Source organism: Chryseobacterium sp. PTM-20240506 (assembly GCF_048296755.1).
Taxonomy (GTDB): Bacteria; Bacteroidota; Bacteroidia; order Flavobacteriales; family Weeksellaceae; genus Chryseobacterium; species Chryseobacterium proteolyticum.
The window spans coordinates 2917899-2943905 of record NZ_CP182581.1; the positions used below are offsets into that span (position 1 = coordinate 2917899).

23 protein-coding genes are annotated in these 26007 nt (G+C 35.8%); 15 read left to right on the forward strand and 8 right to left on the reverse strand.

The window, feature by feature from the left end:
* Positions 1-80: 80 nt before the first annotated feature.
* The gene (locus ACNFU2_RS12890) at positions 81-2231 is read right to left on the reverse strand and encodes a SurA N-terminal domain-containing protein (RefSeq protein ID WP_273650042.1); all 2151 of its coding nucleotides are present in this window, start codon (positions 2229-2231) and stop codon (positions 81-83) included.
* Positions 2232-2489: 258 nt separating this feature from the next.
* Between ACNFU2_RS12890 and lon the strand changes: the two genes are divergently transcribed.
* From lon to ACNFU2_RS12910, 4 genes are all read left to right on the forward strand, one after another.
* Positions 2490-4895: an endopeptidase La gene (lon, locus tag ACNFU2_RS12895; protein WP_172281276.1), complete on the forward strand. Its 2406-nt coding sequence runs from the start codon at positions 2490-2492 to the stop codon at positions 4893-4895.
* Between the two features lie 241 nt (positions 4896-5136).
* On the forward strand, positions 5137-6249 hold the full coding sequence (locus ACNFU2_RS12900; RefSeq protein WP_172281278.1) for an AI-2E family transporter: 1113 nt from the start codon (positions 5137-5139) through the stop codon (positions 6247-6249).
* Positions 6250-6352: 103 nt separating this feature from the next.
* The gene (locus tag ACNFU2_RS12905; protein ID WP_273650045.1) at positions 6353-6523 is read left to right on the forward strand and encodes a hypothetical protein; all 171 of its coding nucleotides are present in this window, start codon (positions 6353-6355) and stop codon (positions 6521-6523) included.
* A gap of 173 nt (positions 6524-6696) precedes the next feature.
* On the forward strand, positions 6697-7074 hold the full coding sequence (locus tag ACNFU2_RS12910) for a DoxX family protein (protein WP_172281280.1): 378 nt from the start codon (positions 6697-6699) through the stop codon (positions 7072-7074).
* Positions 7075-7099: 25 nt separating this feature from the next.
* Here the strand turns inward: ACNFU2_RS12910 and ACNFU2_RS12915 are convergent, their stop codons facing one another.
* Entirely contained in the window at positions 7100-8458 is a 1359-nt protein-coding gene (locus tag ACNFU2_RS12915) for an acyl-CoA dehydrogenase family protein (protein ID WP_418121965.1), read from the reverse strand.
* A 197-nt stretch (positions 8459-8655) separates the two neighbouring features.
* Between ACNFU2_RS12915 and ACNFU2_RS12920 the strand changes: the two genes are divergently transcribed.
* Positions 8656-9564: a DUF4349 domain-containing protein gene (locus ACNFU2_RS12920; RefSeq protein WP_273650049.1), complete on the forward strand. Its 909-nt coding sequence runs from the start codon at positions 8656-8658 to the stop codon at positions 9562-9564.
* Between the two features lie 94 nt (positions 9565-9658).
* Here the strand turns inward: ACNFU2_RS12920 and ACNFU2_RS12925 are convergent, their stop codons facing one another.
* Complete coding sequence (locus ACNFU2_RS12925; protein WP_273650051.1) at positions 9659-11398, reverse strand: T9SS type A sorting domain-containing protein; 1740 nt, start codon at positions 11396-11398, stop codon at positions 9659-9661.
* Positions 11399-11748: 350 nt separating this feature from the next.
* Between ACNFU2_RS12925 and pgi the strand changes: the two genes are divergently transcribed.
* Genes pgi through ACNFU2_RS12960 form a run of 7 tightly spaced genes read left to right on the forward strand, consistent with a single transcriptional unit; the run spans position 11749 to position 18557 of the window.
* Complete coding sequence (pgi, locus tag ACNFU2_RS12930) at positions 11749-13389, forward strand: glucose-6-phosphate isomerase (RefSeq protein WP_172281288.1); 1641 nt, start codon at positions 11749-11751, stop codon at positions 13387-13389.
* Between the two features lie 29 nt (positions 13390-13418).
* Positions 13419-14303 (forward strand): bifunctional 5,10-methylenetetrahydrofolate dehydrogenase/5,10-methenyltetrahydrofolate cyclohydrolase, encoded by an 885-nt coding sequence (locus ACNFU2_RS12935; protein ID WP_172281290.1) that lies wholly within the window; start codon positions 13419-13421, stop codon positions 14301-14303.
* A gap of 7 nt (positions 14304-14310) precedes the next feature.
* Positions 14311-14940, forward strand: a complete 630-nt coding sequence (locus tag ACNFU2_RS12940; protein WP_172281292.1) for a 7-carboxy-7-deazaguanine synthase QueE — start codon at positions 14311-14313, stop codon at positions 14938-14940.
* Between the two features lie 43 nt (positions 14941-14983).
* Positions 14984-16354, forward strand: a complete 1371-nt coding sequence (locus ACNFU2_RS12945) for an exopolysaccharide biosynthesis polyprenyl glycosylphosphotransferase (RefSeq protein ID WP_273650055.1) — start codon at positions 14984-14986, stop codon at positions 16352-16354.
* A gap of 34 nt (positions 16355-16388) precedes the next feature.
* On the forward strand, positions 16389-17141 hold the full coding sequence (locus ACNFU2_RS12950) for an MlaE family ABC transporter permease (RefSeq protein WP_172281304.1): 753 nt from the start codon (positions 16389-16391) through the stop codon (positions 17139-17141).
* On the forward strand, positions 17141-17956 hold the full coding sequence (locus tag ACNFU2_RS12955) for an ABC transporter ATP-binding protein (protein WP_172281305.1): 816 nt from the start codon (positions 17141-17143) through the stop codon (positions 17954-17956). The genes ACNFU2_RS12950 and ACNFU2_RS12955 overlap by 1 nt, the downstream gene beginning before the upstream one ends.
* Entirely contained in the window at positions 17940-18557 is a 618-nt protein-coding gene (locus ACNFU2_RS12960) for an outer membrane beta-barrel protein (RefSeq protein ID WP_172281307.1), read from the forward strand. Before ACNFU2_RS12955 ends, ACNFU2_RS12960 begins: the two co-directional genes overlap by 17 nt.
* Positions 18558-18595: 38 nt before the next feature.
* On the opposite strand, the gene ACNFU2_RS12965 is transcribed toward ACNFU2_RS12960, so the two are convergent.
* A complete protein-coding gene (locus tag ACNFU2_RS12965) occupies positions 18596-18907 on the reverse strand; it encodes a hypothetical protein (protein WP_172281309.1) in 312 nt (103 codons plus the stop codon).
* A 65-nt stretch (positions 18908-18972) separates the two neighbouring features.
* Positions 18973-19779: a M48 family metallopeptidase gene (locus ACNFU2_RS12970; RefSeq protein WP_172281311.1), complete on the reverse strand. Its 807-nt coding sequence runs from the start codon at positions 19777-19779 to the stop codon at positions 18973-18975.
* 106 nt (positions 19780-19885) lie between these two features.
* Here ACNFU2_RS12970 and ACNFU2_RS12975 point away from each other — a divergent pair, with 106 nt between their 5' ends.
* Entirely contained in the window at positions 19886-20425 is a 540-nt protein-coding gene (locus ACNFU2_RS12975; protein WP_273650059.1) for a DUF4251 domain-containing protein, read from the forward strand.
* Here ACNFU2_RS12975 and meaB read toward each other — a convergent pair.
* Positions 20422-21417 (reverse strand): methylmalonyl Co-A mutase-associated GTPase MeaB, encoded by a 996-nt coding sequence (meaB, locus tag ACNFU2_RS12980; RefSeq protein WP_273650061.1) that lies wholly within the window; start codon positions 21415-21417, stop codon positions 20422-20424. The genes ACNFU2_RS12975 and meaB overlap by 4 nt on opposite strands.
* Before the next feature lie 141 nt (positions 21418-21558).
* On the opposite strand from meaB, the gene ACNFU2_RS12985 reads away from it, so the two are divergent.
* Positions 21559-21852: a c-type cytochrome gene (locus ACNFU2_RS12985; RefSeq protein ID WP_273650063.1), complete on the forward strand. Its 294-nt coding sequence runs from the start codon at positions 21559-21561 to the stop codon at positions 21850-21852.
* 20 nt (positions 21853-21872) lie between these two features.
* Positions 21873-22160 (forward strand): cytochrome C, encoded by a 288-nt coding sequence (locus ACNFU2_RS12990; protein WP_273650065.1) that lies wholly within the window; start codon positions 21873-21875, stop codon positions 22158-22160.
* Positions 22161-22176: 16 nt separating this feature from the next.
* Here ACNFU2_RS12990 and ACNFU2_RS12995 read toward each other — a convergent pair whose 3' ends face one another.
* Together ACNFU2_RS12995 and ACNFU2_RS13000 are read right to left on the reverse strand one after the other, a co-directional pair.
* A complete protein-coding gene (locus ACNFU2_RS12995; protein WP_418121972.1) occupies positions 22177-23088 on the reverse strand; it encodes an enolase C-terminal domain-like protein in 912 nt (303 codons plus the stop codon).
* 221 nt (positions 23089-23309) lie between these two features.
* Entirely contained in the window at positions 23310-25910 is a 2601-nt protein-coding gene (locus ACNFU2_RS13000; RefSeq protein WP_273650069.1) for a T9SS-dependent M36 family metallopeptidase, read from the reverse strand.
* Positions 25911-26007 lie beyond the last annotated feature (97 nt).

The window sequence follows — 26007 nt, forward strand, 5'->3', positions numbered from 1 at the left end:
TCTGTTTATTCCTCTGCGTTAAATACAAAAAAAGCGGCATTTTTTATGCCGCTTTTTGTATCTATAAAATTACTTTTTTATTAATGCTGATTTCCCAGCTTATTCCAGATTTCAATTCTGTAATCATCGATATCAGCATTGTCCTGCAAGCTCTTTAACCAAGCCTGTCCGAACATTCCTGCACTTCTTTGAGTAACAGACTCTGTAAATTGCTTAAGATCTCCAGGTTGTTTATTTACAGTTTCATTCTTTTTGATCAGAACATAAACTCCCGTTCCTCCTTCTACAGGTTTAGAAAGTTGAGATTTCTTAACTCCAAAAGCAGCACCGGCAACTTTAGGCTCCATAGATCCGGCTACTGAAGGATTTAAGAGATTCACCTGAGCACTTTGTTTTGTAGTGGCAAACATTTTTGCAATCTGATCAAGATTTGAAGCTTTAGCTGCCGTAATCTTATCAGCTATCTGTTTTGCAGCCAGCTTATTTTTCACAACCACCTCGATCTGATCTCTTACAGACTCAGGATCTGCCAATCCTTTTTCCTGTTTCCCGTTAAGGTATACTACAATTTTATCACCCGTTCCGTCTACTGTAAAGAATTCTGTATCCCCTTTAGATCTCTTCTTATCAAAAGCCCACGCAAGAATATCACCGTCTTTTTCAGTTCCTAAGCCTTGTAACTGACCATCGAATCTTTTGGCGGCCTTAGGATTTGAGAATTGATAATTTCCTTTCTTAGCAATATTCACGAAATCGTTGAAAGATTTACCCTGAACCTGCTGAATGAATCTTCTTGCTTTTTTATCAACATCTGCTTCCGTAGCATCAGAAGCTTTGATTGCTTTTACAACATTCGCTACTTTATATCCTAATGCACCAGGCTTTTTATCTTCAATGTTGATGATATGATATCCAAACTGCGTTTCTACAACACCTGTTGCTCCTTTTGGATTATTAGCCAAATAAGTAAGGAACTCAGGAACGAAAGGAGTTTCCGGAGTAGTCCATCCTAAACTTCCTCCTTGAGCGGCAGAATTAGGATCGCTGGAAAGCTTTAAGAATTCTGTGAATTTAGCAGGATTTGCTTTTACAATAGCTCCGATAGAGTCCGCTAATTTTTTAGCTTCTTCTTTGGATCTTGTAACACCTTCTCCTGCAGGACTTCCTTTGAATGCTATAAGGATATGTCTTGATAGTGTAGAATCTGAAGTCTTTTTACCTAAAAGCTTAGAAACCACATAGAAATTTTGCTCTTTATAAGGACCAAAAGTCTGTCCGACAGCTGCAGTTGTAATCTGTGACTGTATTGTCTGTGGCAATTGATTAGGCTTCAAATATTGGCTATTGAAAGGCATATCAGAGTTGGCCATTACAAACATAGAGTCATTGGTTGTATTTTGGAAATTTTCTTTCCCACCGCTTGCATCAGTTCCTCCTGAGAATATTTTATTGATTTCTTTTAAGGCTGCTGCATCATCAGCTGCACTCGGTTGAGAAGGAAAGAAAGCAATACCAATATTTCTGCTTGCTTCAGTCTTAAACATCACCGGATGTTGCTTAATATAATCAGCAAGGTCCTCTGTCTTAACTTTAATATTATTTTTCTGAAGGTAAGATGTGTAATCCACTTTCACAAAGTCGATATCAGCCATCTGATCTCTTTGTCTCATCAACTCTTCAGCTTCTTTTTTACCTGTAGTGATCCCTGTAGAAATATTAGCAAAAACCTGTCTTGCCATAATTCTGTATTCAATAGATTTTCTGGTTTTCAACCACTGATTGTATCCTTCAGCACTTGTTGTTTTTAATTCCTCAACTTGTTTCTTAAGCTCTTGAGTCTTAAAATTACCTTTCTCATCAAAGAATTGTTTGTTTTGAGCAAACATCTGATCATACTGAATCTGACTCCAGAAGTAATCATCTGTCATTTCAAACCCCATCTTATCAAACTGCTGCTTGATAAGCTTTGATTGAACCAACAACTGCCAAGCTTGTTCTTCAAGACCATTTTTGGGCTGACCTTGTTGCTCTGCCTGCTGTTGCAATACGAAAAGTTGATCGTTAAACTCTTCACGGGTAATCTTTTCACCATTTACTTTTCCTAAAACATCAGGATTTTTTCCAAAAACCTTATCAATGCTATCAGGATTAACTAAAAACGCTAAAAGCGCCAGTGCAATTACTCCCATCAAAAGCCAAGGTCTATTCCTAATCTGTCCTAAAATTGCCATTTTATAAATTATAGTTTTTTATCAGGTTGCGAAAATACACATTTTTAAGAAATTACAGAAATCCAAGTGCTTTTTTTAATTTTTAAAATTCAAATTTCATAAAAAAGGAAATTTTGACCATATTTTTTAATGAAAAACAAATGGCATAGGTATTGTGCATCTTACATTAACATAATATACTAGGTATTTTCTTAGCATATTATGCTTAATCACTTTAACGATTTAAAACGAGAATGACAATTTGTCATTTGATTTACTATGACAGAATTTGAAGATATTAGTTTGGAGGAAATGATTAGCGATGGATTTGATATTGTGGCGGAAGAGATAAATCTTTCCGACTTTTCGGAAACTGATAAAAATTCCGAACAAAAAATATTTCCTATTCTTCCTGTGAGGAACATGGTTATGTTTCCAAATGTAGTAATACCTATTACCGCGGGAAGAAAGGCATCTATACAGCTTCTTGAAGAGGCTCAGAAAAATGGAGATTTCATTGGGATTGTAAGTCAGAAAAACTCAGAACTAGAACAGCCTACTGAAAAAGACTTATATCAAACAGGAACTCTGGCGAAGATCATAAAGATCATCAAACTTCCTGAAGGAAATATTACTGCTATTACTAAAGGTTTTCACCGCTTTAAGGTCAAAAAATTTATTGAAACCCAACCTTATTTTAAGGCTGAAATTTCTAAATTAAAAGATACCAAAGCCAAAAACCAGGATGAATATGATGCTTTACTGGAAAATATTAAGGATTTAGCTTTAAAAATAATTGAGCTTGATCCAAATATTCCAAACGCAGCTAATTTTGCAATAAAAAACATCAACAATAACGATGATTTATTGAATTTTATTTGCACCAATGCCAGTTTCCCTTCTGTAGAAAAGCAAAAGCTTCTTGAAGAAAAAAGCCTGATGGCAAGAGCCAACAGCTGTTATGAAAAGATGCACGAGGACTACCGAAAACTGGAATTAAGAAACCAGATCCATCAGAAAACATCAAAAGATCTTGACAAGCAGCAGAGAGAATACTTCCTTAACCAACAGATCAGAACGATCCAGGAAGAACTTGGAGGTGGAGCAGAAGGAGATGTAGAAGATCTTATCAACAAGGCAAAGACTAAAAAATGGAGCAAGGAGGTTGAAGAACATTTTCAAAAAGAAATCAACAGACTACAAAGACAAAACCCTAATTCTCCGGACTATAATGTTCAGAGAAATTATCTTGATTTTTTCACGGACCTTCCATGGGAAACTTATACAAAAGATGTTTTCGACATTGTAAAAGCTGAAAAAGTTCTTGAAAAAGCACATTTCGGGCTGGAAGACATAAAGAAAAGAATCCTCGAACACATGGCTGTTTTAAAATTAAAAAACAACATGAAATCTCCGATTTTACTTCTTGTAGGTCCTCCCGGAGTAGGTAAAACTTCTTTAGGAAAATCTGTTGCCGACGCCCTGGGAAGAAAATATGTACGGTTATCTTTAGGTGGTCTTCATGATGAAAGTGAGATTCGCGGACACAGAAAAACCTACATAGGAGCAATGGCAGGAAGAATTCTTCAGTCCATAAAAAAATCAGGAACGTCTAATCCGGTTATTGTATTGGATGAAATTGATAAAGTAGGACAGGGAATCCATGGAGACCCAAGTTCTGCACTTTTAGAGGTTCTGGATCCTGAACAAAACAATGCATTCTATGATAATTTCCTGGAAATGGGTTATGATTTGTCTAAAGTAATGTTCATTGCTACTGCAAATTCTCTCTCTACCATACAAACCCCGCTCCTTGACAGAATGGAAATCATTCAGATCGCAGGGTATACCATGGAGGAAAAAACAGAAATCGCAAAAAGGCATCTTATCAAAAAACAACAGGAAGAAAACGGCTTAACTTCAAAATCTTTCAAGCTTGGAAATCCTGAACTTAAACATATTATAGAGGCTCACACTTCAGAAAGCGGAGTAAGGACATTAGAAAAAAGGATAGCTTCTATTGCAAGATGGGTGGCATTACAAACCGCATTGCTTAAAGATTATGATCCTAAGATAACTGTTGAAAAAATAGATGAAATCCTTGGTGTCCCAAGACCTAAAAGTTTATCCGAGATCACAGGAGTTCCAGGAGTAGTTACAGGATTGGCCTGGACAAGTGTGGGAGGAGATATTTTATTTATCGAAAGTATTCTCAGCAATGGAAAGGGCACACTGACAATGACAGGAAACCTGGGAACGGTAATGAAAGAGTCTGCGACAATAGCATTGGAGTATATCAAAGCAAAACATAAAGAATTAGGAATCGATCAGGAAGATATCGAAAAGAAAAACATTCACGTTCACGTTCCTGAAGGCGCCACTCCAAAAGACGGGCCTTCCGCGGGAATTGCCATGCTAACCTCAATGGTTTCTTCTTTTAAAAACAAGAAAGTTAAACCTCACCTGGCCATGACGGGAGAAATTACCCTCAGAGGAAAAGTGCTTCCTGTAGGAGGTATCAAAGAAAAACTTCTCGCAGCTACAAGGGCAGGTATTAAAGATGTTATTCTTTGCGAAGCTAACAGAAAAGATGTGGAAGAAATCAAAAAAGATTATCTGAAAGACCTTAACGTTCATTACGTTAACAAAATGGAAGATGTTATTGATATTGCCATAGAAAAGTAATATTATCATTTATCATATAGTCAATAAACAAAAAAACACGTCTCAGTTTTGAGATGTGTTTTTTGTTTAAAAGTATGGCATTCAGTTATAAGTCTTCCTAAAAGAATTACTCAGGATTCAGAAGTTAGATACCACATCTTTAATCAAATTAATTTATATTCTGAAAAGAATTCAAGTTAATTGAATAAAAAGCCTTTCAATTCAATGGGTTTTACTAATTTTATAAAACAGATTATGAGTTATGAATTTTTTTAAGCTTCCCTTCCTTCTAAAATTAACCCTTGTTATTATTTCAATTATAGGTATCGGATACCTTATAGAGTTAGGACAAAGCATCCTGGCTCCTTTCTTTCTTGCTTTTTTAATGGCAATGTTATTTTTGCCTTTTTCTACATTCTTAGAAAGAAAATTAAGATTTCCACGCTCTGTTTCCACAATGATATCTGTTCTTTGTATGTTAGTGATCTTAGCAGGATTAATATTTTTCTTTGGATCTCAACTTTCAAGTTTCACCAAGGACCTCCCACACCTAAGAATGCAATTCGACACCGTTTTCAACGGTCTTCAAAAATGGGTATATCATACATTCAATGTTAAGATTCATGAACAACTCGACTACATTGATCAGGCTTTAAATAAACTGTTATCATCCTCAGGAGTTATTCTGGGATTTACTTTTGGAATCTTTTCTACAGGCCTAGGCTTCCTTGTGTTTTTTATATTGTTTTTCATCTTCATTTTAAATTACAGAAGAATCCTTAACAACTTTATTGTTAATGTCTTTAGTGAAAAACATAAAGCAAGTGTACAGGAAGTAGTATCTGAGGTTCGCGTCATGACGAAAAAATACATTATTGGCCTTTGCATACAGATTATTATTGTATCCAGCCTTACGTCAATTATCCTTGCAATTTTAGGCGTTAAATATGCTATTTTATTAGGTGTGTTAACAGGATTGCTCAACGTTATTCCTTATCTGGGAATTTGTATTTCCTTAGTCATTTCTTGTTTTATCGCTTTTGCAACGACTACTCCTTCTACCTGTATATATGTGATTATCGGTTACATAGGAGTACATGTGGTGGATGGGAATATTGTACTTCCTTTTGTGGTAGGTTCGAAAGTAAAGATCAACGCATTATTTTCTTTTATAGGCATTATTGTTGGGGAGCATCTGTGGGGAATATCAGGAATGTTCCTTTGTATTCCTGCAATTGCTATTATTAAAATCATCTTTGAGAGAGTGGATGGATTACAGCCATGGGGAAAATTACTGGGTGAAGATGAAAAGCCTAATAAAAAGAAAAAGAGTTATAAAATTTCGAAGAATATTACGTTAAAAGAAATGGATTAAAATTATAAAATTAGGCCTCCGAAATCGGAGGCTTTTAATTTTATCCTATTGCACATAGAGGACTCATTCCATTTGGGCATGACTGATTACATGGAATATAAGTATGACTATCAGGACAATATCCCATGTCTGTTCCAGAGCCTGGATCACCAGGATTCCCACCACCAAGACATGGATCACCAGGAGGAATCTTACATGGACAACCAACAGGACCTATATCACATGGACCTGTACCTATTCCACCTATAATTTCTTTAAGATCTTTACGATCTAGCTTTTGAAGATTTTTTAACATAAGCTTGTTATTTAATTTGTTCAACAAATATATAAATTCAAATAACAATAAACGAGCAATCCAATCCTTTAAGGTTCATTATATTCATTTTTTAAAACAAATACATAAATTAATAATATTTTTGTTTTACATTTGATGAAAATTCATCAATCATGAAAGTCATAAAATTCATTCTTTGCCTACTATTCGGACTTATGTTTCTGAATGCAGGGCTCGACAAATTTCTGCACTACAATCCGGCACCCAAACTTACCGAAGCACAAATAAAGTTATATACTGCATTTGGTGAAATCGGCTGGCTGCTGCCTTTAGTGGGGGTAGTAGAAATTATTGGGGGATTACTTTTTATCTTTCCAAAAACAAGAGCTTTAGGAGCAATTGTAATTTTACCCGTCATGGTGGGTATTGTATTGCATAATACATACAGAGACCCATCTTCAACAGGGATTGCGATTTCCCTGGTCCTTTTCCTAATTAACATCTGGATAATCGCAGATAACAGCAAAAAATACAAAGCTTTAGTAAGCTAAAAAAGACTGCAATTGCAGTCTTTTTTTATACAAATGCACTAAAGCCTGTTATAGACCTACCGACAATTAGTGAATTGATTTCTTTAGTTCCTTCATAAGAATATATTGCCTCGGCATCTGCCACAAATCTTGCAACATCATATTCTAACAGGATCCCATTCCCACCCATTACCTCACGGGCTCTGGATACAATATCCCTTGTACGTAAAGTACAAAAAACCTTTGCCAGTGAAGCATGTTCATCCTTTAAAATCCCTTCGTCCTGCATTTCAGAAAGCCTGAAAACCAACGTCTGCATCGCAGTAAGATTAGACAGCATTTCTACCAAATGCCCCTGAATCATCTGAAAAGAAGCAATGGGTCTTCCAAACTGTTCTCTTTTCGTGGTATAGTCTAATGCACTTTCATAAGCACCTCTTGCGCAACCTGTCGCCATCCAGGCCACTCCGGCCCTTGTCATTCTCAATACTTTACCTGTATCTTTAAAAGAATTAGCATTTTGAAGTCTGTTTTCTTCAGTTACAAGACAATCTTTTAAAGTGATTAATCCGTTTTGTACGATACGAAGAGCCATTTTTCCCTTAATTTTTTCAACAGAGAACCCCGGATTATCTTTTTCTACAATAAATCCTTTCACCTCTCCGCTATCGACATCTCTTGCCCAGATAATCACCAAGTCAGCGAACGTAGCATTTCCAATCCATTTTTTCTCTCCGTTAAGAATCCATCCTTCAGGCGTTTTCTTGCATGTAGAAGTTAATCCTCCTGCTGCGCCGGATCCTACTTCAGGTTCCGTTAATCCGAAAGCTCCTATTTTTTCAAACTTTTGCATCTGAGGAAGCCATTTTTGCTTTTGCTCTTCAGAACCACATATATAAATGGATCCCATTGCCAATCCTGACTGCACCCCAAAAAAAGTAGCTATTGAAGCATCAATTCTCGCCATCTCCATTGCAATAACCCCCTCCATTAGGAAAGGCATTCCGGGGCAACCATATCCTTCATAGGTGACCCCACAAATATTCAGTTTCTGGAATTTAGGTATCAATTCAAAAGGAAATTCATCTCTTAACCAATAATGATTAACCAAAGGCTTAACTTCCTTTTCCATAAATGCCCTGACCTTTAGCTGTATTTCTCTTTGTTCAGGCGTAAGCGTATGATAAATATCGTAAAAGTCACCGTCAATGGGCGGTAGCTCTTTCTTCTTTTTATCGGAATCCAGCATTTTCATTAAACCTCCTAATTGTTTGTCATCTAATTTTGAGAAATTATGCATCAGCTTCGGAAGATCTACTTTTCTGGATATTGCACTTAACTGATCAAAATCTATTGATCTGAATAATTCTATAGCATTTCTGATTTTGGAAAAAGTATTCGACATATTTACAGTTGTGATTTAATTTGTAAAAGATATACAAAAATCACTCCGAAATTTAATTCTTACAACCATCTTTATTTTACAAATACATGACTTACAATGAATTAAATATCATTTTCTATTTACAAAGTTTTTACTTGTGATTTTCAAACTTTACAAACCATTCCATCTGAACTTTGGTATCAACAAAAATAAATATTATGAAAACTACTTACATTAAATTATCTATGGCTGCTGTTCTTTTATTAGGTATTTACTCGTGTAAAAAAGGAGAAGCGGTAGCAGCAGATTACGAAACGGCAAATGCTACAGACTCTGCTTCGTTCATGGTATCCGATAGTGTATCTTCTGCTGCAACAATGAAGATAAAAGACAAACAGTTCATTAAAACTGCAGATGTCAATATGGAGGTAAAAGACGTTTATGATGCAACCGTTTCAATTGAAAAATCAGTGCAGGATCTGGGAGGATTTGTTACACATAGTAACTTACGAAGCAATATAATTTCAGAGGACACTTATAATACTTCCAATGAAGACGCCATACTTGTAAAAAAATACCAGACTGAAAATGCTATGCAGGTACGTGTTCCTACGCCAAAATTAGGAGAATTCTTAACCTTGATTAACAACAAAAAGCTATTCCTAAACTTTCGATCAATCAATGCAGAAGATGTAACATCGAGCATAAAATACGCAGAACTAGAAGGAAGAAGGATCAAAAAAACAGGTGAAAATATCACTCAGCTGAAGAATAACAAGGACAAGGTAAAACTGGACGACGACAATATGTCCGAAGGCAATCTTCAGCAACTCGCTAATCTTGAAGTTACTGACAATCTGAAATATAGTACAATTGACATTTACATTAAAGAACCTAAGTACCGGATTGCGGAAATTGCCATAACGAATACTAAAAATATTGATAATAAATACAAATTCAATTTTATCTATGATGCTAAGAATGCCTTTGTAGAAGGGTTTTATCTTATTCAAAAAATTGCAGTAGGACTGATCACCATTTGGCCGGTTTTATTAATCGCAGCAGTGATCATCTATTGTATCAGAAGACGAAAACCTATTCAAAAGACGAACCCACCCATTTCATAATAACACAATGCTATCCTAACCTTTGGGTTATCACTATAATTTTAGATTTTAAAAACCTCCGAATAAAATCGGAGGTTTTCTTCTATTTATATGGTTATTTTTTTATTATAATTTTTTTAGAAGACACTCCATTCTTATTTTGCATTTTAACAAAGTAAGTCCCCTCCGTAAGCCCCGATAAGTCTATGGAAAACCGGTTCGTTAAAAAGTTATATTTTTTTAATTCTTGTCCACCCATATTATATACAGTTATAAAATACGGCTTTTTATCTGCATCTAATTCAAAATTAAAAATACCACTTGATGGGTTAGGGGAAATCGTTCCAAAATTTAAAATTTCATTGGTTGTAGTACCTAATGTAGCACTGTACTCACTTGCCCCTATATCGATAATTGTATTTGAAATTCTCCCAGCTCCATAAAAATCCAATTCGCCTGAAGTAATAGCAGTAGTTGGTTTTCCCTTATTTATACAAACACTTGCTGCATTTAATTTTACAATAGGTGTTGTACTTGAAATGGATACCAAACTTGGATTAGCATAAAGAGAATTGGCGTCCTGGCCAGTTGCAGATCTATACGCTGCAAATGTATCATAGGTTGTTCCTCTCCAATCTACTGCGATATCATTTTGATCATTATTTGGAGTATACCAACAATTATAATTAAAAGTATTGTTCGATTGTGGACTCTTGTTATCTATAAACATCAATAAATTTTCCGGGCCAGTGTAAAAAATATTGTTCTCAAAAGTACAATTAGAAGCTTTGCTCATCGAAATTTCTCCAGATCCTTTATTCGCAGTGTCGTTTTGTAAAAATGTATTGTTTCGGATAACACTATTAATAACCTGACCTGTGGTATTATCATCAAACCCTCCTATCGAAAGCCCTGCTTCTTTATTTTTATATATTAAATTGTTTTTTACAGTAATTTGCTGAACAATCCCATCTCGCTCAGCTCCGACCTCAATTCCATATCCATTTTGATAACTTTTATTTCTTTCTATAGTAATATTCCTCGCGCCATCAACATAAATCCCTGCGGAAGTTGCATACTTTGCAACATTATTATAACACTCATTATTAATCACTACTCCATTTCTGGCTTCATCTAATGACGTATTTGATGCTGTACCCTCATGTCCTAGGATATCAATTCCGATATTTGTATTATCGTATACCTTGCAATTTTTGACTATAAATCCATCTATATTTCCATTTACAGCCAATGCTTCACTATAACCCAAAATATTATTAAACACCTTGCATTCGTCTATCGTAAGATTGGTAATTCCGCCATTACGACCATACACAATAAAGCCCTGCGCATTATTATTAGGATTAACCGGTATATCTTTATTTGCATTCCAATTAATTTTTGTAACCTTTATGTTTTTGAACGTGAGATCTGTAGATGAACCGATTCCCGTTGTTTGAACAAGCACTCCCTGCGCATCATTTACTGTTTTGTTTTGGATGGTCAGGTTTTCAAATTTCAAAAAACTTTTATTCGTCACCGTCAACAGAGTACTTCCCGGGGTATTTGTTCCGTCAATGATTACATTATCATTGGCATAATTTTTAAAAGTAATATAGTTTCCACTAGTTCCACTTACGTTGATAACAACATTTTCGTAATAAGTACCTGCCTTAATATTCACAATACTGTTTGGAGTAGCCTTAGTGGCTGCTTTTTGTATTGTTTTCCATGGAGCGGTGCTGCTTCCGTTATTGTTATCGCTTCCGTTTGCTTTATCTACATAATAATTGGTCTGGCCGAATCCCAGGTTATACACCAGTAATAATACTGTGATTTTAATAATTTTTTTCATTTAACGATATATTTAAGTGATATGTATTCACGGTTTCACCTCTTTTAAAAGGCTTTGTGGTTAATGCGAGAGATGCATTATTCAGAATTACGTAACGGCGTATAAATATACAAAGGTTCCCGTAAAAAACTAATTATCAATTTATAATATATTGAAAATTAACAAATATTAATCTCACTTCCTGGCACAACAATCATGAAAAGGATACAACATCCGGATGATCACCATAATTTTACATTTTACCATGGCCAATTTTTCCCGGAGGTTTTATTTTTCCTTAAATTTGCATTTTAATCTCAAGATTCCAATAAAATTATTGATTCTCAACCTAGAATTTTAACTTTGAACATATGCTATCAAAAATAAATCCCATACACACCAACAGCTGGAAAGCCCTTGATGAACACTTTGCAGGAAATGATTTCGACTTAAGAACCCTTTTCGCATACAATGAAAATCGTTTTGAAGAGTTCTCAATAAAAAAAGAAAATTTTCTTTTTGATTACTCTAAAAACCTGATGGATTCAAGGACTAAAGAATTGTTGTTGAATTTAGCTGAAGAATGCCAGCTAAAAGACGCCATTTCTAAAATGTTTAGTGGTGACAAAATCAATGAAACAGAAGGGAGAGCAGTTCTTCATACAGCTTTAAGGGATTTTTCGGATAAGGAAATTTTGGTAGATGGAGAAAATGTAAAGCCTCACATCAGAAGAGTCCTTGACCATATGAAATCTTTTTCCGAGAAAATAATTTCCGGAGAGCACAAAGGATTCAGCGGAAAAGAAATCACGGATGTAGTTAATATCGGAATCGGAGGCTCTGACCTTGGTCCTGTGATGGTATGCTCTGCGCTAAAACACTTCAAAACAAGGCTGGACGTTCATTTCGTATCTAATGTGGACGGAAACCATATTGCAGAAGTCGTTAAAAATTTAAATCCTGAAACAACTCTGTTTATCGTTGCTTCCAAAACTTTTACAACCCAGGAAACAATGACTAATGCCAACTCTGCAAAAGATTGGTTTTTACAAGCTGGAAAGCAGGATGACGTTGCCAAACATTTCGTAGCTTTATCCACTAATATCGAAGCAGTTAAAAGCTTCGGAATCGCAGAAGATAACATATTTGAATTCTGGGACTGGGTTGGCGGAAGATATTCTCTTTGGAGTGCTATCGGATTAAGTATTGTTCTGGCAGTAGGTTATGAAAACTTCGAAGAATTGTTAAAAGGAGCTTTTGATACCGATCAACACTTCCAGAACACGGACTTTTCAGAAAATATTCCGGTTTTAATGGGTCTCATTGGCATCTGGTACCGTAATTTTTATGCTGCAACTACTTATGCTATTTTGCCTTACTCCCAGTATCTTGACAGATTTGCTGCGTACTTACAACAGGGAGATATGGAAAGCAACGGAAAATGCGTAGACAGAAATGGTGAATTTGTGGAATATGAAACAGGTCCTATTATCTGGGGAGAGCCAGGAACAAATGGACAGCATGCATTCTATCAGCTGATCCACCAGGGTACGGAATTAATTCCTGCTGATTTTATAGCCTATGCAAAAAGTAGTAATAAGGTTTCTGATCACCAGGACAAACTACTGGCTAACTTTTTCGCTCAGACGGAAGCGCTTGCTTTTGGAAAAAATGAAGAAGAAGTAGAGGAAGAATTAAGAAATTCAGGAAAATCGGATGAGGAAATAGAAAGGCTGTTAAACTTCAAGGTCTTCCACGGAAACACACCAACTAACTCCATATTATTCAAAGAATTAACTCCTTTTTCATTAGGCCAGTTAATAGCAATGTATGAGCATAAAATCTTTGTTCAGGGAGTGATCTGGAATATCTTCAGTTTTGATCAATTCGGAGTAGAGCTTGGAAAGGTATTAGCCAACAAAATTCTACCTGAACTGGAGAATGATGCAACTATTGGGTCACACGATAGTTCGACTAACGGGCTGATCAATTATTATAAGGACAATAAATAAAGAAAGTAAATATCTAATAAAAAAGTAAAATGGCAGAAATTCTTGACGGACTAAAAGTATCCAAAGAAATAAAAGCAGAAATCAAGACAGAAGTTGAAAAGATTCTTGAAAGCAAAAGAAGAGCACCTCATTTGGTGGCCATCCTTGTTGGAAACAACGGAGCAAGCAAGGCTTATGTAAATGCTAAAGTAAAGGATTGCGAGGAAGTAGGTTTTCAATCCAGCCTTATTAAATTCCCGAGTACGGTTTCCGAATCTGAATTACTGGAAAAAATAGATGAGCTGAATAAATCTAAAGCTGTGGATGGATTCATCGTTCAGTTACCTTTACCGGATCAGATTGATCAGGAGAAAATCATTAATGCTATTGATCCAAGAAAAGATGTTGATGGATTCCATCCTGAAAATTTCGGGAAAATGGCATTGGAAATGGATACCTTCTTACCTGCTACCCCTTTTGGAATTTTAACATTGTTAGAAAGATATAATATTGAAACTAAAGGTAAAGACTGTGTAATTATCGGAAGAAGTAAAATCGTAGGGAGACCCATGAGTATTTTGATGGGAAGAAAAGACTTCCCTGGAAATTCTACTGTTACCCTTACACACTCTTATACCAAGGACATTGAAGAATATACTAAAAAAGCAGACATTGTCATTACGGCTTTGGGAGATCCTCATTTCTTAAAGGGAGAAATGATTAAAGACGGTGCTGTAATCGTAGATGTAGGAATTACCAGAGTGGATGATGACTCTCCCAAAGGATATTATCTGGCAGGTGATGTAGATTTTGACAGCTGTGCTGCAAAAGCGAGCTGGATTACACCTGTTCCCGGAGGAGTTGGTCCCATGACAAGAGCTATGTTGATGAAAAACACCATCATTGCTTATAAAACTTCAGTCTATAACGACTAATTTAAAAATGAATAAAGAAGAAGATATTTTATTAAATGAAGGTAAAATGCTCCCTGTGATGGAGCATTTTTACACTTTACAAGGTGAAGGAGCACACACAGGAAAAGCCGCTTATTTTATAAGATTGGGTGGCTGCGATGTGGGTTGCCATTGGTGTGACGTAAAGGAAAGTTGGAATCCTGATCTTCACCCATTGATGAATGCTGAAGAAATTGCAGAAACAGCAGCAAAACATTGTAAAACCATCGTTTTAACCGGTGGCGAACCTTTGATGTGGAATCTGGATATTTTAACCTCCAAGCTAAAGGGCTTGGGATGTACCATACACATTGAAACTTCGGGGGCTTATCCTGTAAGTGGACAACTGGACTGGATCACCCTTTCTCCAAAGAAAACAGGTCTTCCAAAAGAAGATGTATATGAGAAAGCCAGTGAACTGAAGGTAATTATTTTCAATAATCACGATTTTGCATTTGCACAGGAGCAAGCTGCTAAGGTTTCAAAAGATTGTAAGCTGTATCTTCAAAGTGAATGGAGTAAACGTGATGAAATGTATCCGAAAATTACTGATTTCATTTTAGCAAATCCGGAATGGCAGGCCTCAGTTCAGACGCATAAATATCTTAATATCCCGTAAAAATTACATATCTTAGCTCCTGACATCCCTTATATAGCGATAGATGCAGAGAATTCGATACTCTAGATATTTAAAATCGATTATCCTTTTGCTTGACCTTTTGGTTATTGCATCTGTTTTTATTTTCTTTTTTTTAAGCAGAAACCGGGATCTTATACACGACAAGGATATTTGGTACGAAAATTCGTTCCCATTGCTTTTGTTGATCTCTTTTTGGATTCTGCTGAGTGGAAGAACCAAAATTTACAATATAAGAAGAAACCTTACCTACACTACTTTTATAGAACGTATTGTTACTCATTTTATATTGTTTGTAATTGGTCTTGTATTAATAAGAAAGGTAAGTAATAATAAATTTTTCAGTTCAGAGCTTTCTTGGTTGTCGCTGTACCTGTTTTCTTTTATATTGATTACAAAATCCATTATTTATTTTGGAATAAAATATCTGAGATCTATAGGAATTAACAATAGGAATGTGATGTTTCTAAGTGAGAACAGCTCTACGAATGTTTTGAAAAACATATTGAATGAAAGGAAAGACTTCGGATACAGAATTTTTGAATACCCTACTGAAATAATTCAGACCCAAGAGCTTCAGTCCTTCTGGAAGAGCAATGGAATACATACATTATTTCTGCCACTGGAAAATACATTTACCTCTCAGATGGAGGATGAAATTTTCAGATTAGCTGAAGCAAGCAAGGTGCATATTTCGCTGATCCCTAATATATCTCAGACTGATCTTTTTGCTTACGACCTGGGATATGTAGAGACTCAGCCGGTTCTCAATCAGGCAAAGTATCCTTTGGATTATTATTCCAATTACCTTTTAAAAAGATTGTTTGATATCGTTTTTTCACTTGTGGTTATGATAGGTATCTGCTTGTGGCTATTTCCGATAATTGCAATTTTTATCAAGCTGACGTCAAAAGGGCCTGTTTTTTTCATACAGAAAAGATATGGTTTTCATGAAGAAGTATTTAGCTGTATAAAATTCAGAACAATGGTGGTGAATGATGAGTCAACAACGAGAACAACATCGGAAAATGACGCAAGGATCACAGGGATTGGTAAGTTTCTCAGAAAAACAAGCTTGGATGAGATGCCACAGTTTATTAATGTATTAAGGGGAGAGATGTCAATTGTAGGACCTCGTCCTCATATGCTGGCAGTAGATAATTATTATAAACCCAAAATAGGAAGATATAGTCTTAGAAGTACTGTAAATCCAGGGATTACAGGTCTTGCACAGGTAAACGGGCTCAGGGGTGATTCCGGGGATGTGGAGGTTGAAATGAAAAAGCGGATACTGGCTGATGCCTTCTATGTAAGAAACTGGAGCTTCATCCTGGATCTTATCATCATTTTGAAAACTATTTTACTGGTTTTAGGTGGAGATAAAAACGCAAAATAAAGAATGCTTAATAAAAAAAGTCTAATTTAGCAGAATGTTAAAAAAGTTTTTCACAGCCGTAGGGGAATACATTATTCTTCTTGGTAAATCTATGCAAAAACCTCAGAAAATGAGGGTTTTCTGGAAGCTGTTCATGAGAGAAATCAATGATTTAGGAGTCAACTCATTCGGGTTGGTTATCTTTACATCTATATTCGTGGGAGCGGTAGTTGCCATCCAAATGTTCAACAACTTTGATGCTTCTTCATTTCCCATTCCTACTTCGTTCGTGGGATACGCTACAAAAGCAGTACTTGTACTGGAATTTTCACCCACCATTATCAGTTTGATTCTGGCGGGAAAAGTAGGCTCATATATTGCATCCAGTATAGGTACAATGAGGGTTTCAGAACAAATCGATGCATTGGATATCATGGGAGTTAACTCACCCAATTTTCTGATACTCCCTAAAATAATTGCGTGTATCATTTTTAACCCGCTTCTTATTGCAATCAGTATTGTGTTTGGTATAGGCGGTGGATATATTGCCGGAATTTTAACAGGAAACTGGACGGAATCCGATTATATTACGGGGATACAGATGTATATGCCTAATTTATTCGTTTACTATGCATTTATAAAAACGATCGTTTTCGCTTTTGTTATTGCAACAGTTCCTTCATACTTCGGTTACTTCGTAAAAGGTGGTTCACTGGAAGTAGGTAGAGCGAGTACACAAGCCGTGGTTTGGACAATGGTATTTATTATCATTTCCGAATTAATATTAACCCAATTAATATTAAGCTAATGATTGAGGTAAAAAATCTTAAAAAAAGTTTTGATGATGTTGAAGTACTTAAAGGAATTTCAACTTCTTTTGATAAAGGGAAAGTAAATCTGATTATCGGGCAAAGTGGATCGGGAAAAACAGTATTTCTTAAGAGTTTATTAAATGTATATCAGCCTTCCTCAGGTGAAATTCTTTTTGATGGTAAAGACATCAATACAATGACCCGTGAAGAAAAGCAGCACCTGCGATCGGAAATCGGAACGGTATTCCAGGGAAGCGCTTTGTTTGACTCTCTTACAGTGGAGGAAAACATTATGTTTCCTCTTGATATGTTTACCAATTTAAGTTTCAGGGAAAAGAAAAAAAGAGTTTTTGAAGTTATTGGAAGAGTACATCTCGATAAAGCCAACAAAAAATTTCCATCCGAAATTTCCGGAGGAATGCAAAAACGGGTGGCCATTGCAAGAGCCATTGTGAACAATCCTAAATACTTGTTTTGTGATGAGCCAAATTCAGGACTGGATCCCTATACATCCAATGTAATAGATGATCTATTGCTCGAAATAACAAAAGAATATAACACTACAACGATCATTAATACACACGATATGAACTCCGTAATGACGATAGGTGAAAAGATTGTCTATCTGAGATTAGGAATTAAAGAGTGGGAAGGAAATAAAGACATTCTGATTACAGCAGGCAATAAAAATCTTATTGACTTCGTTTATTCTTCAGAGCTATTTAAAGAATTGAGGGTGTATTTACTTGAAAATAATAAAACTATTGATAATACGATCACAAAACTAGACGAAAATGAAACAAATATTTAGTATAGCGCTATTAAGCCTTTCGATGTTTGCTTCTGCACAGATTTCTCTTGCAGGTAAGGCAAACTTAATTTTTCCAACGGGATCTCCATCGTGGAAAAATATCTCCAATACGGCAAGTGCGGCAATAGACAATAAGGGAAAGAATAATGTAGGATTTAATATTGGACTTTCATTAAAAGCTAACCTTCCGATGGCATTTTTCCTGATGCCGGAATTGTATTACACCACCTTTAAAAATGAATTCACAGATCCTGTTTCTAATACTACATTCGATGTTAAAAACAACCGTATCGATTTACCGGTACTTGTAGGTCATAAAGTATTAGGAGATATGCTGGGTGTATTCATTGGGCCTGTTGCCAGCTATAACCTGGCTAAGGAGGATACATTTAATGATTTTAAAGAAAATGCGAGAGATAATTTTACTGTAGGATACCAGTTCGGAGCTCAGCTTGAAATTAAAAAACTTCTTATCAACGCAAGATATGAAGGTGCATTTAGTAAAGATCAAAGAAATTTTGTAAACAGAGTATCTGGTGAAGAAATCAGATATGATAATCGCCCTAATCTCTTTATGGTAGGTTTGGGTTATAAATTTTAACCGAAAGAAAATAACAACTATTAAAAAATCCTCAGGTATTATACCTGAGGATTTTTATTTTGGTTTTCTAATTCTGTTTGTCGTTTTGCAATTTCCACAGCGTGTTTTTCCAACTCTTCTTTCTCTTTCTGTAGCTGCTTAAATTCCCTTCTTCTTTGCTCTTCTTTAATAGCAGATCCTTTACTCAGATAGCCTACCATTCCACCTATGATAAGCCCAATCCCGATTCCTCCCATAATTCCCATAATATGAGAAAGCTTGATCTGTTCAACAGCAAAGTCTGTTGTTAAATAAAAAAGTAAAGCTGATACTGCTAAAAGTATAAGGCCTGTAATTGATATACTTTTCATAATGTTGTGTTTTTGGTGATTTAGTCTTTACTAATGTAGTGAAATTTTAGCAAAGCTGAATTTGATTAAATTTTCCCACCTGCATTTTTGTAATATTCCAATGCTTTTGGTAAATCTTTTTGAATATCTGATATTCTGGTTCCCGGGCTTGGGTGAGTAGAAAGAAACTCCGGCTGTCTGCTTCCAGAAGATGCAGCTTCCATTCTGTTCCAGAAAGGAATTGCCTCCCTTGGATCATATCCGGCCATAGACATCAGATACAATCCCATCTGATCAGCTTCCGACTCTTGATTTCTTCCATATTTTAACAAAGCTACCTGCGAACCAATCGGATATACTTTCTGAAAAATATTAGCCCATTGGGAATTAGAAATAGTTCCGCCTAATATAGTCCCGCCGTATTGCGCTACCATTGCCTGGGAAATTCTTTCATTTCCATGTCCTGCCAAAGCATGAGAAACCTCATGGCCTAAAACTACTGCCAGTCCGTTATCATTTTTAGTTACCGGTAATATTCCTGTATATACAGCTACCTTTCCACCAGGCATACACCAGGCGTTTAATTCATTACTCTGAAGAAGGTTAAACTCCCAGCTATAATTTGCCAGATCTGCAGATCTTCCAATACTTTGATAGTATCTTTCAGCAGCTCCTTTTATTCTTGTTCCTACATTTACCACTCTTTTAGCATCTGCCGTCCCTGATATAATCTTTGATTTGGACAATGTTGTTCTATACTCCTGAGATGACATCGTTAATATTTCAGAATTATTTGCCAACTGCAACGAAGATCTACCCGTAATAGGGTTCGTGGTACAAGCTACAACTGATAAAGCAATTGCTCCTATTCCTAATAGATAAGTTAATTTCATAGTTTAAGTGTTAATAATTCAACTTTAACAATTATTATTCCAAAAAGTTTTACAACCTATATATTTGCATACATTTTGCTATTTAAATTTAATAATTATTAAGGTCATGAAAAAATATATTTCACTTATATATATTTTGGGATTTATCTTCTTTTTTCAAAGTTGTTCTTCACAAAATACCGGCGATTCTAAAACTACGGATTTGCTGATTAATTCGCAGGAATTTACGTTCCACGCAGAACGCGCAAACCCTACCAACTATGATGTCATCAACATTATGAATTCTATGCCCAACTCAACATCGACAAGAATTCTTCAGCTTAACGGCAACTACACGGTAGAACTGAGAAAAAACAAGTTAGAAGTTACCCTTCCTTATTTCGGAAGACTATTTAATCCTACTTATGGTAATACCAGCGGCAACAGCTACAGGTTCACTTCGAAAGATTATACGGTCAATAAATCACAGAATAAAAAAGGAAACTGGATTGTAAGAGTTAAGCCTAATGATGTAAACAATGTAGACGAGATCATTATTGAGGTTTATAAAAACGGAAAAGCATTTACTGCTGTACGAAGTAATGACAGGCAGCCTATATCATATGATGGATTTGTTTCTAAGAACGACCCTGAATCTGCTCCTTAATTTTCACGAGTCCCGTTAGATAAAAATCTTTCTACAAACAATTTAGCTTCAGTACTTGGGTTGGAAACCATTGCTGAAGCATTTTTTTTATGATACAAATAAGCTTCTTCTACGGAATCACTCTTCTTCATCATGGATAAAATATATTCCTGAACCCAATATTCAAACCGCTTTTCTGCCTGTTGAATTCTGATTTCATCAAATGTTCCGGACTTCTTTTTAAGATCAATAAATTCAGCTATTGTACCGTAGATTTCATCCAGGCCTGCATTATGAAGTGCAGAACCCAATAAAATAGGAACTTTCCAGCCTTTTTCTTTTGGGGGAATAAAATCAAGCGCCCTTTTTAATTCAAGTTTGGTAGTTTTTGCTTTTTGTAAATTACTTTCGTCAACTTTGTTAATAAAAATAATATCTACCATCTCCATGATCCCTCTTTTGATCCCCTGAAGCTCATCTCCTCCTCCAATAATCTTAAGAAACAGGAATACGTCTGTAATATCGGCAACCAGAACTTCAGATTGTCCTACCCCTACAGTTTCAATAAGGATATAATCATATCCTGCAGCTTCACAGATCATCATGGTTTCAAAGGTTGTATTGGCAACACCTCCTAAAAATCCGGAACTCGGGGAAGGCCTGATAAAAGCGTTTTCTTCTTTTGCCAGCTCTTCCATCCTTGTTTTATCTCCAAGAATGCTTCCTTTGTTAATTGCCGAGCTCGGGTCAATAGCAAGAACTGCCACTTTTTTATCATGAGCAATAGCCAGTCGTCCAAAATTTTCAATGAAAGTAGATTTTCCTGCCCCCGGAACTCCAGTAATTCCGATCCGTATGGAATTTCCCGTAAATGGCATGATTGCCTTCAGTAATTCGTCTGCCTGGAGGCGATGTTCGGCTTTTTTGCTTTCAACTAAAGTAATAGCTTTTGCGATCAGACGTTTATTTCCTGATCGTATTCCTTCCACCAAGTCTTCTGTTGAAAATTTCATTAGGTCAAAAATATAAAAATAAGCATCAAACTACCTCATAAAGCTCTTTTAATTTTATTTCTTCTAAATTAAAACTACACCTGATTTTATCAATAGCATAAGGAATTTGCTACATTTGTTATCAATCAAATATAAGAAACAATGAAAAAAATAATCGCTATAGCATTTTTTACTGCTGTTCTGGTATCATCATGCACCTCAAAATCATCAACAGCAACTTCAGCTATAGGCCCTGCAGTATCTACTGCTGAACAAATCGCTCAGGGAAAGACCATTTTTGAAAGCTCTTGTACGAGATGTCATAAACTACCGGATCCCACATCACATAATCCGGTTCAATGGGTAGGAATTATGAACTCTATGGCTCCAAAAGCAAAACTCACTGACGAGCAGCATCAATGGGTATATGATTATATTGTTTCTGTAAAAAAATAATCACATCTAAAAATATTACAATGAAAAAGTTAGTTTTAAGTATTATTTTAGGATCTGCATTTATGATTTCGTGCGGACCGAAAAGTGTAGCGGTAACAGGACCGAAATATACAGCTTCTGAACAACTGACTCAGGGAAAAACCATTTTTGAAAATTCCTGCAACAAATGCCATCAATTACCGGATCCTGCAAAACACGACGACCAGGGATGGATCAAAACGTTAAGCAGAATGGCTCCAAAAGCTAAACTGACTGATGATCAGCATCAAATGGTGTATGATTATCTGATTTCTGTAAATAAAAAATAAGCTTTCAAATGAAAGCTTATTTTTTTAACTCTATTCCCAATCCAGGTTTCTCCGATAAAATTATGATACCCTTTTCTACAAAGTTCCCAGTAGCATAATCATTGGAGATCAGATTTGCCCCGTCGAGATCAACGTAATCGACAAGTCCGGTTAAAACACACCCTGCAGAAATCCCAACTGTAGATTCTGTCATGCATCCTATCATTACTTTGTAACCTGAACTTCTGGCTTTTCTTATCATTTCTAAAGCAGGGGTCAAACCTCCGCATTTCATTAATTTGATATTGACACTTCTATAATAAGGTATTAAATTTTCTAAAGAACCCATCTCCTGACAGTCCTCGTCTGCCATCCAGTTAGCATAAGCATTTTTTTCTAAAACCTGATAATGACCGATAGGTCTTGGCTGCTCAAGGTATGTGAATTTTCGCACATCGGAATTTCCCTGAAGCCATAAACAATCATCATCCGTAAAGCTGGCATTTGAATCCAGAGCGATATTCCTGTCCAATTGTAAAAGTCTGGTTACACCATCCTTTTGTAAACCACTGCATTTCACCTTAAACTTATTCCAGCTGCTTTTTTCGATTTTTTCGATTTGCTCACCGATAGTTCCTATAGATATAGTAATGGAACTATCCACTAAATTTGTTGAAGAAAGATCATTGAGCTCCATAAAACTTTTATTTTCAAGTTTTCCGAAAAGGTCCCAATAGGCGCAATCTAAGGCAGATTTTAAAAAGGGGTGTAAATCTGAAAAAGAAAGAAACTGATAAAATTCTTTTGGGTGTTCAATTTTTCGTGCTTCAATTCCGGAACGGATTTCATTTAATTTTGAAACCAACATGGTCAGATTAATCTTATAATAATCGATGGCAACACACTCTCCATATCCTTTACAATTATGGTGAGATAATTCGATAACCAAACTTTCTCTGGTGTTATAATTACCATAAGCTATTGAGAAAGTTTATTTTAATCGAAGGGATTTGATTTCAAAACGCAGTTCCATACATTAAAGCTACAAAAAAAGCTGTCTCAAAAGATCAACAATACTCTCCAATCTCCAGAATGACAAAGCCATCAGACAGAATTTCGAAAGTAAAAGTGCTCTTGAAACAACCTTATTCTAATCTTAACAATTGTTTTTTACTTTACAATTAACTTTTCAATTTGACTTTTAAGTCCTTGTTTAATATGAACCATATATACTCCTTTAGGAAAACTTTTTGTAGAAATGGCTTTTTTAGATTCTGGCATTCTTGAATCAGTAATCACCACTTTTCCCGACATATCAAATACCCTTATTTCCACTTCATCTTTTGATTTATTTATATTTCCAACAAAGAACTCATCATAAGTAGGATTAGGGAATATAATAAATTGATTATCGGCAAGATTACTTTCCTTGGTTGCAAGCACACTATCACAGTCCGATGGAATAGTAAAATCTTCTACTTGATCAGTTCCCACCGTTTTACTTCCCGCAGAAGCATTTACTCCTAATCCTCTTTTGGCAAATGCTTTCCAAATCATACATTTATCTTCTCCTCCATTTCCTATAGCATCAGCTTGAAGAATAGCATCTCTACCATCAATAAAGGTTGGACTACATGGTTGCAGCTTAAGCCCATCAACCACTATCTGTAATGCTTTTGCATTACCGGATGTTGGGTTTGCCAATACATCACTATTATATCCATACTTTTCAACATACTTCCAGGTAAGATCCCAGAGCATGGTAGCCCAAATAAATCCTACACCATGAGGAACGACAGCAGTATTGGTACTATTATATGTATACCCGTTTACAGAAAAATCCGGAGAATACTTAGCCGGTCTGATCCCAACTCCTGTAACTGGCTGCCCTTTCGGATAAGTTCCTACACCTCTTGCTAAGGATGATGTGTCACCTGGTCTTGTAGTCAGCATCAAGGCAAAGTAGTCTGACCATCCTTCCCCCATTTGTTCAATGGTATTAGTTGTCGATAGACAACTGTATCCCTGACCGGTTAATCTATTTGAAATACCATGACCGTATTCATGAGCAATAATTCCGTTATCAAAACTCGAATGCTTAAATCCATCATAATCAAAGTCCAATGTGGCATTAATAGCATTGCCATTGTTAAGCTCTCCAACCAGAAAAAGCCCCTCTGTTTTCCCAATGTTTATAGAAGGAATATTGACTTGAGATCCATAGGATCCAGCACCCATGCTTGTGGGAGTGTCATTAGAAGGTCTATAGACTATTACACCAACAGCACCTGCATTCTGAGCATTCAATACTTTGAGACCATACTCACAACTTGTACTTGTTACAATTGCAATTTTGTTTGTAAGACTACCCGGCGCTGGCGCTGTACATGCATCTGTAGGTGATGAAACAATGAGGTCTCCTGTCACTGGCGGGCCAAAAACCGGTCCAAATCCTGCTCCACCTGTTAATACTTTTGGCCTGCTAGTAATTGATGCAGGACTGTTGTATTGATACCTTATGATAGGATCATCAGGAGTCTGTGTTCTATCATAAAGATACATCTGCATTCTAGGCGCTAAAACCTGGGGCTGCCCTCCAACAACTCTTTCATAACCTGAACTAAAATTAGCATTGTTAAGTCCACTTCCATCAAAAGCCTCTGCTCTCACGGCATCATTCCCTATTCCACCATTATTAAAGTTATTCGTCTGAAAGTTTCTCGCCGTTTCTGTGAATCCGAATTTATAAAATATATCATGCATTTTATTGTTCATATAAAACAAATTGGTGATAGCAGCGTCTTTGTAGGCAAAAGGATCATCATACCTTCCATCTGCAAAAGGAAAATCGAAATTAAGCGTACTTCCTCCATCTGGTGAATATCCTGGAACATTGGCATTATTTTGATCTGAATAGGCATAAACATTGTTTCCTCTCGTGTTTGTGTAATTATTTGTCCCATCCGAATGCCATCCCTCGGGAGAGGCTTGTACATCCCATGGATTATTAATAGTTGAACGAGAACCAAATGTGGGAGCTTCCAGAGGTAAAGGAAAAATATTATAGGAAGCATTGGAAGGAGGAAACAAGCTATTAACCAACTTTGTATTTGGGATTTTATTAGCCACTCCTTGAAGCATTTGTGCATTATTCATCTTTTCAGTTGCCTCCAATCCGTTAGAGGCTTCGTGCGGATGGATATTCCGTTCAAAACTACAATCAAGTGTCAGGTTATCCTTACTAAGTATTTCTCCACTACTCGCATTGGCAATTACATGCCAAACATCTGACGTATTTTTATCTGAAACAAATAACTCTTTAGATAAAATATATAATCCATTTTTCTCAAAATACACATCTGTCAAATAATCTATGTTTGCGATTTCGCGTAATCCCAATTGCTGCTTGAGAAACTCCTTTGAAAGGCTTTTCAAAACTTTTGGCTGATTAGCAATAACAATATTTCTACTAAAGGTATTTTTTTCGGAAATGATCTTATCATTTTTTATAATGACTTTGCCTAAAGCATTATAAACCCTAAGTCCATTGTAAGTTTGTTGAACATCCAAAATATTAGCGTTCAAACTTTTGGAAGAATCATTATTTAAAATCTCAATCCCAACCTGGCTATTATTACCGCTCTTTAAATTTAGCTGTCCATTTCTTTTGTAAAAATCATGAATGATATTTTCAGAATTCTGAGCGTTCATTTTATCAAAACAAAAAAGCATCACCACAGACACAGGCAATAAAAATAATTTTTTACTCATAAATATAATTTTTAAGCAATAAATATACAATTTTTACAGAATATCCTTAATGAAAACTACTGCTTTTAATCAAAAAAATACTCTTATGTTCAAATTC

Coding starts and splice junctions, on each gene's coding strand:
- ACNFU2_RS12890 (WP_273650042.1), bottom strand. CDS start 2,231: ATGGCAATTTTAGGACAGATTAGGAATAGACCTTGGCTTTTGATGGGA.
- lon (WP_172281276.1), top strand. CDS start 2,490: ATGACAGAATTTGAAGATATTAGTTTGGAGGAAATGATTAGCGATGGA.
- ACNFU2_RS12900 (WP_172281278.1), top strand. CDS start 5,137: ATGAATTTTTTTAAGCTTCCCTTCCTTCTAAAATTAACCCTTGTTATT.
- ACNFU2_RS12905 (WP_273650045.1), top strand. CDS start 6,353: ATGACTATCAGGACAATATCCCATGTCTGTTCCAGAGCCTGGATCACC.
- ACNFU2_RS12910 (WP_172281280.1), top strand. CDS start 6,697: ATGAAAGTCATAAAATTCATTCTTTGCCTACTATTCGGACTTATGTTT.
- ACNFU2_RS12915 (WP_418121965.1), bottom strand. CDS start 8,458: ATGTCGAATACTTTTTCCAAAATCAGAAATGCTATAGAATTATTCAGA.
- ACNFU2_RS12920 (WP_273650049.1), top strand. CDS start 8,656: ATGAAAACTACTTACATTAAATTATCTATGGCTGCTGTTCTTTTATTA.
- ACNFU2_RS12925 (WP_273650051.1), bottom strand. CDS start 11,398: ATGAAAAAAATTATTAAAATCACAGTATTATTACTGGTGTATAACCTG.
- pgi (WP_172281288.1), top strand. CDS start 11,749: ATGCTATCAAAAATAAATCCCATACACACCAACAGCTGGAAAGCCCTT.
- ACNFU2_RS12935 (WP_172281290.1), top strand. CDS start 13,419: ATGGCAGAAATTCTTGACGGACTAAAAGTATCCAAAGAAATAAAAGCA.
- ACNFU2_RS12940 (WP_172281292.1), top strand. CDS start 14,311: ATGAATAAAGAAGAAGATATTTTATTAAATGAAGGTAAAATGCTCCCT.
- ACNFU2_RS12945 (WP_273650055.1), top strand. CDS start 14,984: ATGCAGAGAATTCGATACTCTAGATATTTAAAATCGATTATCCTTTTG.
- ACNFU2_RS12950 (WP_172281304.1), top strand. CDS start 16,389: ATGTTAAAAAAGTTTTTCACAGCCGTAGGGGAATACATTATTCTTCTT.
- ACNFU2_RS12955 (WP_172281305.1), top strand. CDS start 17,141: ATGATTGAGGTAAAAAATCTTAAAAAAAGTTTTGATGATGTTGAAGTA.
- ACNFU2_RS12960 (WP_172281307.1), top strand. CDS start 17,940: ATGAAACAAATATTTAGTATAGCGCTATTAAGCCTTTCGATGTTTGCT.
- ACNFU2_RS12965 (WP_172281309.1), bottom strand. CDS start 18,907: ATGAAAAGTATATCAATTACAGGCCTTATACTTTTAGCAGTATCAGCT.
- ACNFU2_RS12970 (WP_172281311.1), bottom strand. CDS start 19,779: ATGAAATTAACTTATCTATTAGGAATAGGAGCAATTGCTTTATCAGTT.
- ACNFU2_RS12975 (WP_273650059.1), top strand. CDS start 19,886: ATGAAAAAATATATTTCACTTATATATATTTTGGGATTTATCTTCTTT.
- meaB (WP_273650061.1), bottom strand. CDS start 21,417: ATGAAATTTTCAACAGAAGACTTGGTGGAAGGAATACGATCAGGAAAT.
- ACNFU2_RS12985 (WP_273650063.1), top strand. CDS start 21,559: ATGAAAAAAATAATCGCTATAGCATTTTTTACTGCTGTTCTGGTATCA.
- ACNFU2_RS12990 (WP_273650065.1), top strand. CDS start 21,873: ATGAAAAAGTTAGTTTTAAGTATTATTTTAGGATCTGCATTTATGATT.
- ACNFU2_RS13000 (WP_273650069.1), bottom strand. CDS start 25,910: ATGAGTAAAAAATTATTTTTATTGCCTGTGTCTGTGGTGATGCTTTTT.